The sequence below is a fragment of the Streptosporangium sp. NPDC004379 genome (assembly GCF_042873875.1).
Lineage (GTDB): Bacteria > Actinomycetota > Actinomycetes > Streptosporangiales > Streptosporangiaceae > Streptosporangium.
On sequence record NZ_JBIAMC010000034.1, the window covers coordinates 1 to 9422 of the forward strand.

4 protein-coding genes are annotated in these 9422 nt (G+C 73.3%); 1 reads left to right on the forward strand and 3 read right to left on the reverse strand.

Annotated elements, in window-relative coordinates; translation table 11 throughout:
* Nucleotides 1–3302: amino acid adenylation domain-containing protein (locus ACFYSC_RS36695; protein WP_389970955.1), on the reverse strand; the 3302-nt coding region annotated here is incomplete at its 3' end.
* Nucleotides 3303–3514: 212 nt separating this feature from the next.
* Nucleotides 3515–3715 (reverse strand): MbtH family protein, encoded by a 201-nt coding sequence (locus ACFYSC_RS36700; protein ID WP_389970958.1) that lies wholly within the window; start codon nt 3713–3715, stop codon nt 3515–3517.
* A 220-nt stretch (nt 3716–3935) separates the two neighbouring features.
* Between ACFYSC_RS36700 and ACFYSC_RS36705 the strand changes: the two genes are divergently transcribed.
* Nucleotides 3936–4472 (forward strand): YbhB/YbcL family Raf kinase inhibitor-like protein, encoded by a 537-nt coding sequence (locus tag ACFYSC_RS36705; RefSeq protein WP_389970961.1) that lies wholly within the window; start codon nt 3936–3938, stop codon nt 4470–4472.
* 259 nt (nt 4473–4731) lie between these two features.
* Here ACFYSC_RS36705 and ACFYSC_RS36710 read toward each other — a convergent pair.
* Nucleotides 4732–9422 (reverse strand): amino acid adenylation domain-containing protein (locus ACFYSC_RS36710; RefSeq protein WP_389970964.1); only part of this gene is annotated, 4691 nt, incomplete at its 5' end.

Here is a 9422-nt window from a genome sequence, read left to right on the forward strand (position 1 = left end):
TTGGCCCGGCCGTTGAGCTCGGCCGCGCTCAGGCGGACCTCGCCGCAGACCACCGCCTCGGCGTCCGGGTCCGCCGCGACCCGCGCCTCGAACAGTTCGGCGAGGTTGCCGGGCGGGGTGGGGGCGGCGGTGTCGTTCCATCCGGTGAGCAGCAGGCGGCGTTCGGCGGGGTCGAGCAGGTCCACCGCGCCGATCGGGGTGTCGGGGTCGGCGGCTACCGCCTCCAGCAGCCGCACCAGCCGCGCCGCGATCATCTCGGCGGTGGCCCGGTCGAACAGGTCGACGGCGTACTGCAACACACCCTCCACCCCGTCCTCGGCGGAGCGGTCGTCGGTGAAGCCGAACTGCAGGTCGCACTTGGCGCCGCCGAACCCGTACAGCGAGTACGCCGGATCCAGCGCCATCGACGGCTCCGCGACCCCGCTCCCGGCGGGGGAGACGTCCACCAGGCCGAGCATCACCTGGAACAGCGGGGTACGGCCCGGCACCCGCGGCGGGTTGATCGCCTCGACCAGGCTCTCGAACGGCACGTCCTGGTTGGCGAAGGCGGCCAGGTCGGTCTCGCGGACCCGGGTCAGCAGTTCGCGGAAGGTCGGGTCTCCCGAGGTGTCGGTGCGCAGCACCAGCGTGTTGGCGAAGAAGCCGACGAGGTCGGTCAGTGCCTCGTCGGTGCGGCCTGCCACGGGTGCGCCGATCGGTACGTCGGTGCCCGCGCCCAGCCGGGTCAGCAGTGCGGCCAGCCCGGCCTGCAACGCCATGAACAGCGTCGCCTGACCGGTCTGTGCCACCGCCAGCAGCCGCCGGCGCAGACCGGGCGGGAGCGTGAAGGGCACGGACCCGCCCAGATACCCGGGCACCGCCGGTCGGGGCCGGTCGGCGGGCAGCGCGATCTCGTCGGGTAGTCCGGCCAGCGCGGTGCGCCAGTGGGCGGTCTGCTCGCTCATCAGGCTGCCCGGGTCGGCGGGGTCGCCGAGCAGCTCGCGCTGCCATCGGGCGTAGTCGGCATAGCCGACGGGCAGCGGCGGCCAGCCGGGCTCCTCGCCGCGTGCCCGCGCCGCGTAGGCGGTGGCCAGGTCCCGCTCCAGCGGGCCGAGGGACCACCCGTCGATCGCGATGTGGTGGAACATCAGGGCCAGCACGTGCTCGTCCCGCCCGCCGACCGGAGGCAACGCGAACAGCTCCGCCCGCATCGGCGGCTCCGATGCCAGGTCGAACGGCCGCAGCGCCGTCCGCCGGATCGCGGCGTCCAGCTCCGACCTGCCGATGAGCCCGGTGACGGTCAGGTCCGGCACGCCGTCCAGCACCCGCGGCTCTGGGCGGCCGTCCCGGCTGGGGAAGACGGTGCGCAGCGTCTCGTGCCGCCGGGCCACGTCGGCGACCGCGGCGCGCAGCGCCTCGCGGTCCAGCCTGCCCATCAGCCGCAGCACCAGCGGGATCGTGTAGATGCCCGTGCTCTCGGCGAGCCGGTCGGAGATCCACAGACGAGACTGGGCGAACGACGGCTCCGGGCCGCCGTTCTCCCCGCCGCGCGTCAGGACCGGCCTGGGCCGGCTTCCGCCCTCACCGCGGGCCTTGTCGATCCGTACGGCCAGCTCCGCGACGGTCGGCGCCTCGAAGACGTCGCGGATGCGGAGTTCGGCGGAGAAGGCGGCGCGGATGGCGGTGACGGCGCGCATGGCGAGCAGTGAGTGGCCGCCCAGGGCGAAGAAGTCGTCGTCGACGCCGACGCCGGGGACGGCCAGCAGTTCGGCGAACAGCGCGCACAGCCGTTCCTCGGCGGGGGTGCGCGGGGCCGTCCCGGAGGTCGTGGTCTCCGGGGCGGGCAGCGCGCGGCGGTCCACCTTGCCGTTGTGGTTGAGCGGCAGTGACGCCAGCACGACGAACGCCGACGGCACCATGTAGGCGGGCAGCGTCTCCCCGGCCGCCCGCCGTACCCGGTCGACGAGTTCCCCGGCGTCCGTGCCCGTGCCCGTGCTCGTGTCCGCGGTGCGCGGGACGAGGTAGGCGGTCAGCCGCCGGTCGCCGGGGTGGTCCTCCCTGGCCAGGACGACGGCCTGGGCCACCTCGGGGTGCCGCGCGAGGGTCGCCTCGATCTCGCCCAGCTCGATGCGGAAGCCGCGGATCTTCACCTGGCCGTCGGCACGCCCGACGAACTCCAGGTCACCGCCGGGCAGGCGCCGCACCAGGTCGCCGGTGCGGTACATCCGCGTGCCCGGCTCGCCGTACGGGCAGGCGACGAAGCGCTCGGCGGTCAGATCCGGCCGGCCCAGGTAGCCGCGCGCCAGCTGCTCCCCGGTGAGGTACAGCTCGCCCTCGTCGGCGGGCCGCAGGTTCCCGTCCAGGACGTGGGCGCCGACGGCGTCCAGCGGGCGGCCGATGGGGACCGTGCCCGCCGGTGGTCTCCCCACCCGGTGGGAGACCGCGAACGTCGTGTTCTCGGTGGGGCCGTAGGCGTTGTGCGCGGACCCTCCGGCGAGGACGATCCGCTCCATCGCGGCGGGGTGGGCCGCCTCGCCCCCGCTCCACAGGAAGGGGACCCGCGCCAGCAGCTCCGGCGCCTCCTCGGTGAGCACGTTGAACAGGCCGGTCGTCAGGAACACCGCGGTGACCCGCTCGTCGTCCAGCATCCGGGCCACCGTCCCGGCGTCGACGGCGCCGGGTGGAGCCATGACCACGGTGCCGCCGTTCAGCAGCGGGACCCACAGCTCGTAGGTGGAGGCGTCGAAGGCGAACGAGGAGTGCGACAGCACACGGTCGTGCCCGCGCCAACGGTGGTCGGCGGCGAGGGCGGCGACGTTGCCGTGGGTGACGCCCACGCCCTTGGGCGCGCCGGTGGAGCCGGAGGTGAACATCACGTACGCCAGCCGGTCGGCGGCGATGTCCAGGCCGGGGTTCTCCGGGTCGGTGTCGTCGCCCACGACCAGGGAGGTGACGTTCCCGGGCGGCTCGTGGCCGGCGTGCGCCCTGTCGGTCAGCAGGATCCGCACGCCCGCCTGGCCGAGTATCGCCCGCAGACGGGCGGCCGGGTAGGCCGGATGCAGCGGGACGTAGGCGCCGCCGGCCTTGACGACGGCCAGCAGCGCCACCGCCACGTCGGCGGAGCGCTCCATGAGCACCGCGACGGGTGATTCGGGTCCGACGCCGGCGGCGATCAGGCGGCGGGCCAGGGCGTTGGCCCGGCCGTTGAGCTCGGCCGCGCTCAGGCGGACCTCGCCGCAGACCACCGCCTCGGCGCCGGGGGCCGCCGCCACCCGCGCCTCGAACAGCCCGGCGAGGCTCCGCCGTAGGGAATTCGGGTTCACGGAATCTCCAGGTTCAGGGCCCGAGGGCACAGGGGGCCCAGGGCACGATGGGGCGAAAAGCCGAACCGATGACCCAGGCGCTGCTCAGCCACTGTCCGGCCGCGCGGAATACCCGGTTCTGAACGCGGTTCGTGGCGGTAGTCGCCCGGAGAGGAGAAAATCGACGCCCTTTTCGGGGCATTAATAGCCTTTTTGGGGGTTTTATGTCCTTTTCAGGACACCCGAAGGCTGCGCGGCCGCATGTCGGCCCAGTTCGCGTTGACGAAGTCCAGGCAGCCCTGCCGGCTGTCCTTCTCGTGCGCGATGTCCCATCCGCTGGGAACGTCGGCGGAGGCCGGCCAGAGGGAGTGCTGCCCCTCGGCGTTCACCAGAACCAGGTAACTGCCGTTCTCGTCGTCGAACGGATTGCTCATGGAAACTCCGTGCTTTCGGAAGCGGTCTTGTGGACGTCTTTGTCAACCGGAACGCAGGGTTACCGCACATCGCCGGAAAGCGACCGATCCCACCATCTAAGTCACTAACACCCCGAATGCGGAGTATCTCCTATGCGTGCCGAGGGGTGTCAACCCTTGACAGTGAGGGGGAAAGTGACCAAGATCCCGTCAGCCAGGAGTCCGGAACGAAGACGGGGGAATGATGGCCGGTCGCGCGCCCATGCCATACGAATATCTGCGACAGGTGCCGGCTTTCACGGTCGCCAGCGACGATCTGGCGCACGGCGGGGTGCTTCCCGACGCGCACGTCTACGAAGCCGGCAACGTCTCCCCGCACCTGCGCTGGTCCGGCGCACCGGCCGGGACGAAGAGCTACGCCGTGACCTGCTTCGACCCCGACGCCCCCACCGGCAGCGGCTGGTGGCACTGGGTGCTGGCCGACATCCCGGCCGACGTGACCGAGCTGCCGCGCGGCGCGGGCAGCGGCGACATGGAGGGGCTGCCCAAGGGCGCCCTGCACGGCCGCAACGACTACGGCACCTTCGACTTCGGCGGAGCCGCCCCGCCCCCCGGCCCGGCCCACCGCTACGTCTTCGCCGTGCACGCCCTCGGGGTCGAGAGCATCGAGGTCACCCCCGACCAGACGGCCGCCGTCTTCAGCGGCACGATCAACCACCACGCCCTGGCCCGCGCGGTGCTGGTCGCCGAGTACGGCGTGCCGGGCTCCGAGGACTGACCGGCCGTCCGGCCCCTCGGCCCCTCACCCTCCGGTTCCTCCGGAGGGTGAGGGGCCGAACGCTTCCCCGGCACCCGGTCTCCTCCGGCCACCGGCCTTTCCCGGCCGTCCGCCGTCCGCCGTCCGCCGTCCTTCGGGCGGTACGGCCCGCCCGGCCGTCGTGACCGTCGTGGCATACCGGATCGGTATGCCACGACGGCCGTACGACGCGTGCCGGGCGCCGGGGATCCCCGCCGGACGAGGGCCGGCGGAACGGGACCTAGCCCCCCGCCTCGATGTCGGCGATCAGCAGTGCCTCCACGGCGTCGGCCAGCTTCTCGACGGTGGGGTTGGCGAAGATCATGTTGATCGGGATCTCCAGGTCCACCGCGGATCTGATGCGCGAACGGACCCTGATGGCGAGCAGGGAGTTGCCGCCCAGGGCGAAGAAGTCGTCGTGGACGCCGATGCGGGTGGTGTCCAGGACGTCGGTCCAGACGTCGGTGATGAGGTGTTCGGCGTCGGTGCGGGGTGGGACGAAGGCGGTGGCGGTGGTGTCCTGCCAGGTGGGGGCGGGCAGGGCGTGGCGGTCGACCTTGCCGCTGTGGTTGAGGGGCAGGGTGTCCATGACGGTGAGGGCCGCCGGGATCATGTAGGCGGGCAGGTTGTCCTCGGCGAAACGCCGCACCCGGGCGGCGAAGCCCTCCGATCCCTCACCTGAGCCCTCACCTGAGCCCTCACCCGGGAACGAGCCTGTGTCCGAGACCGATCCTGTGCCTGGGCCCGTGTTCGTACCGGAGCCTCCACCCGTCTCCGTGTCCGTGGCGCGCGGGACCAGGTAGGCCACCAGCCGCCGCTCTCCCGGCCGGTCCTCCCGGGCGAGGACGACGGCCTGGGCCACATCCGGATGGCGGCCCAGTACGTTCTCGATCTCGCCGAGTTCGATGCGGATGCCGCGGATCTTGACTTGGTCGTCGGCGCGGCCGAGGTAGTCGAGGGTGGCGTCGGGCAGCCATCGGGCGAGGTCGCCGGTGCGGTACATCCGGGTGCCGGGTTCGCCGTACGGGCACGCGATGAAGCGTTCGGCGGTCAGGTCGGGCCGGCCGAGGTAGCCGCGGGCCAGGTGGTCGCCGGCGAGGTAGAGCTCGCCGGGGACGCCGGGGGGGACGGGTTGGAGGTGGTGGTCCAGGACGTAGGCGCGGGTGTTGTCCAGGGGCCGGCCGATGGGGACGGGGGGGCCGGGGGTGGTGATGGGGTGGGCGGTGGCGTAGACGGTGGTCTCGGTGGGGCCGTAGCCGTTGAAGACGGTGCCGGCTCCGGCGGCCAGGACCCGTTCCACGGTCGCGGGGGAGGCGGCTTCGCCGGCGATCCACAGTTCGGGGACGCGGGCGAGCAGGCCGGGGTGGTCGGGTGCCAGGGTGTTGAACAGGCCGGTGGACAGGAAGATCGCGGTGACGTGTTCGTCGTCGAGGGCCCAGGTGAGGGTGGTGGCGTCGACGATGCCGGGGGGCGCGACGACGATGGTGCCTCCGTTGAGGAGGGGGACCCATAGTTCGTACATGGACACGTCGAAGGAGGAGGCGGTGTGGAACAGGACCCGCCGGTGGGCGGGGGTGTTCCAGAGGCGGTCGGTGGCGAAGGAGCGGATGTTTTTGTGGGTGACGGCGACGCCCTTGGGGGTGCCGGTGGAGCCGGAGGTGAACATCGCGTACACCAGCCGGTCCGCGGCGATCTCCAGACCGGGGTTCTCCGGGTCGGTGTCGTCGCCGACGACCAGGGAGGCGACGTGGCGGGTGAGGTCGTGGGCGGCGCCGGCGGTGTCGGTGATGAGGATGGGCGCGCCGGTCCGTTCGGCGATCCAGCGCATCCGGGCCGGGGGAAGGGCGGAGTGCAGGGGGACGTAGGTGCCACCGGCCTTGACGACGGCGAGCATGGTGACGATGACGTCGGCGGAGCGGTTCAGCAGGGCCAGGACGGGGGTCTCCGCGGTCACTCCGGCGGCGAGGAGGCGGCGGGCCAGGGCGTTGGCCCGGCCGTTGAGCTCGGCCGCGCTCAGGCGGACCTCGCCGCAGACCACCGCCTCGGCGTGCGGATCGGCCGCGACCCGCGCCTCGAACAGTTCGGCGAGGTTGCCGGGCGGGGTGGGGGCGGCGGTGTCGTTCCATCCGGTGAGCAGCAGGCGGCGTTCGGCGGGGTCGAGCAGGTCCACCGCGCCGATCGGGGTGTCGGGGTCGGCGGCTACCGCCTCCAGCAGCCGCACCAGCCGCGCCGCGATCATCTCGGCGGTGGCCCGGTCGAACAGGTCGACGGCGTACTGCAGCACACCCTCCACCCCGGCAGGGGCGCCGTCGGCGGTGGTGTCCTCGGTCAGGCCCAGCAGCAGGTCGCACTTGGCGCCGCCGAACCCGTACAGCGAGTACGCCGGATCCAGCGCCATCGTCAGCCCGGGAAGCCCGGCGTCCGCGCCGGGCGTGTTGAGCAGGGCCAGCATCACCTGGAACAGCGGCGGGCGGCTGTAGACCCTGGGCGGGTTCAGCGCCTCCACGAGCCGCTCGAACGGCACGTCCTGGTTGGCGAAGGCGGCCAGGTCGGTCTCGCGGACCCGGGCGAGCAGTTCGCGGAAGGTCGGGTCTCCGGAGGTGTCGGTGCGCAGCACCAGCGTGTTCGTGAAGAAGCCGACGAGGTCGGTCAGTGCCTCGTCGGTGCGGCCTGCCACGGGTGCGCCGATGGGTACGTCGGTGCCCGCGCCCAGCCGGGTCAGCAGTGCGGCCAGCCCGGCCTGCAACGCCATGAACAGCGTCGTCTGACCGCCCCGGGCCACCGCCAGCAGCCGGGCGTGCAGCTCGGGGGACAGGCTCAGGGACACCGCCTCGCCCCGGTGCCCGCTCGTCGCGGGGCGGGGCCGGTCGGCGGGCAGCGCGATCTCGTCGGGTAGTCCGGCCAGCGCGGTGCGCCAGTGGGCGGTCTGCTCGCTCATCAGGCTGCCCGGGTCGGCGGGGTCGCCGAGCAGCTCGCGCTGCCATCGGGCGTAGTCGGCATAGCCGACGGGCAGCGGCGGCCAGCCGGGCTCCTCGCCGCGTGCCCGCGCCGCGTAGGCGGTGGCCAGGTCCCGCTCCAGGGGGCCGAGGGACCACCCGTCGATCGCGATGTGATGGAACGCCATCACGAGTACGTGTCCGCCGCCGTCATCGGGTTCCGAGCCCCCGGCCGGTCCCGAGGCCGCGTCGGAGGGTCCCGCGGTCCCGTCCGGTCCCGAGATCGCGCCGGAGGGCTCCACGGTCCCGGCGGGCCGTACGGCGCTCCCCGGGGGCCGTACGGCCCGCGCGTCCCCTCCGGAGGGCAGCGTGAACAGCTCCGCCCGCATCGGCGGCTCCGACGCCAGATCGAACGGCCGAAGCACCGTCCGCCGGATCGCGGCGTCCAGCTCCGCCTCGTCGACCTCGGTCACCGTCAGTTCCGGCGCCGTCTCCAGCACCCGCTGCGTCGGCCGGTCCTCCCGGGCGGGGAAGACGGTGCGCAGCGTCTCGTGCCGCCGGGCCACGTCGGCGACCGCGGCGCGCAGCGCCTCGCGGTCCAGCCTGCCCGTCAGCCGCAGCACCAGCGGGATCGTGTAGAGGCTCGCGTTCTCGGCGAGCTGGTCGACCAGCCAGACCCGGTACTGGGCGAACGAGAGCTCCGAACGGTCGGCGTCCTCGGCGTCCTCGGCGCGGACCAGTGCGGGCCGGGCCCGGACCGCGTCGCCGGTCGCCGCCTTGTCGATCCGTACGGCCAGCTCCGCGACGGTCGGCGCCTCGAAGACGTCGCGGATGCGGAGTTCGGCGGAGAAGGCGGCGCGGATGGCGGTGACGGCGCGCATGGCGAGCAGTGAGTGGCCGCCCAGGGCGAAGAAGTCGTCGTCGACGCCGACGCCGGGGACGGCCAGCAGTTCGGCGAACAGCGCGCACAGCCGTTCCTCGGCGGGGGTGCGCGGGGTCGTCCCGGAGGTCGCGGTCTCCGGGGCGGGCAGCGCGCGGCGGTCCACCTTGCCGCTGTGGTTCAGCGGGAAGGCGTCCATGACCACGAAGGCGGACGGGACCATGTAGGCGGGCAGGTTGTCCTCGGCGAAGCGCCGCACCCGTCCGGTGAGCTCCTCCGCCTTCGCACCCGTGCCGGCGTCCGCGTCCGTTCCCGCTCCGGGGTTCGCGGCGCGGGGGATGAGGTAGGCGACCAGCCGCCTGTCCCCGGGCTGGTCCTCCCGGGCGAGGACGACGGCCTGGGCCACGTCCGGATGACGGTCCAGGACCACCTCGATCTCGCCCAGCTCCATCCGGATGCCGCGGATCTTCACCTGGTTGTCCACCCGGCCGACGTAGTCCAGGGTGCCGTCGGGCAACCGGCGGACGAGGTCGCCGGTGCGGTACATCCGCGCGCCGGGCTCCTCGGGGCAGGCGACGAAGCGTTCGGCGGTCAGGTCGGGCCGCCCCAGGTAGCCGCGCGCCAGGTGCTCGCCCGCGATGTAGAGCTCGCCGGCCACCCCGGGCGGGACGGGCCGGAGCCGGTCGTCCAGCACGTAGGCGCGGGTGCCGTCCAGGGGCCGGCCGATCGGCACGAGGGGGCCGGGCTCGGTGACGTGGTGCGCGGTGACGTAGACCGTGGTCTCGGTGGGGCCGTAGCCGTTGAAGACGTTGCCCCCGGCCCGGACCACCCGCTCCACGGTCGCCGGGGAGGCGGCCTCACCGGCGATCCACAACTCCGGGACGCGGGCCAGCAGGGGGACGTGGTCCTGCGCCAGGACGTTGAACAGTCCCGTGGTCAGGAAGACGGCGCTGACCGCCTCTTCGTCGAGGGCCCAGGTGAGGGTGGTGGCGTCGACGATGCCGGGGGGCGCGACGACGACGGTGCCTCCGTTGAGGAGGGGGACCCATAGTTCGTACATGGACACGTCGAAGGAGGAGGCGGTGTGGAACAGGACCCGCCGGTGGGCGGGGCCCT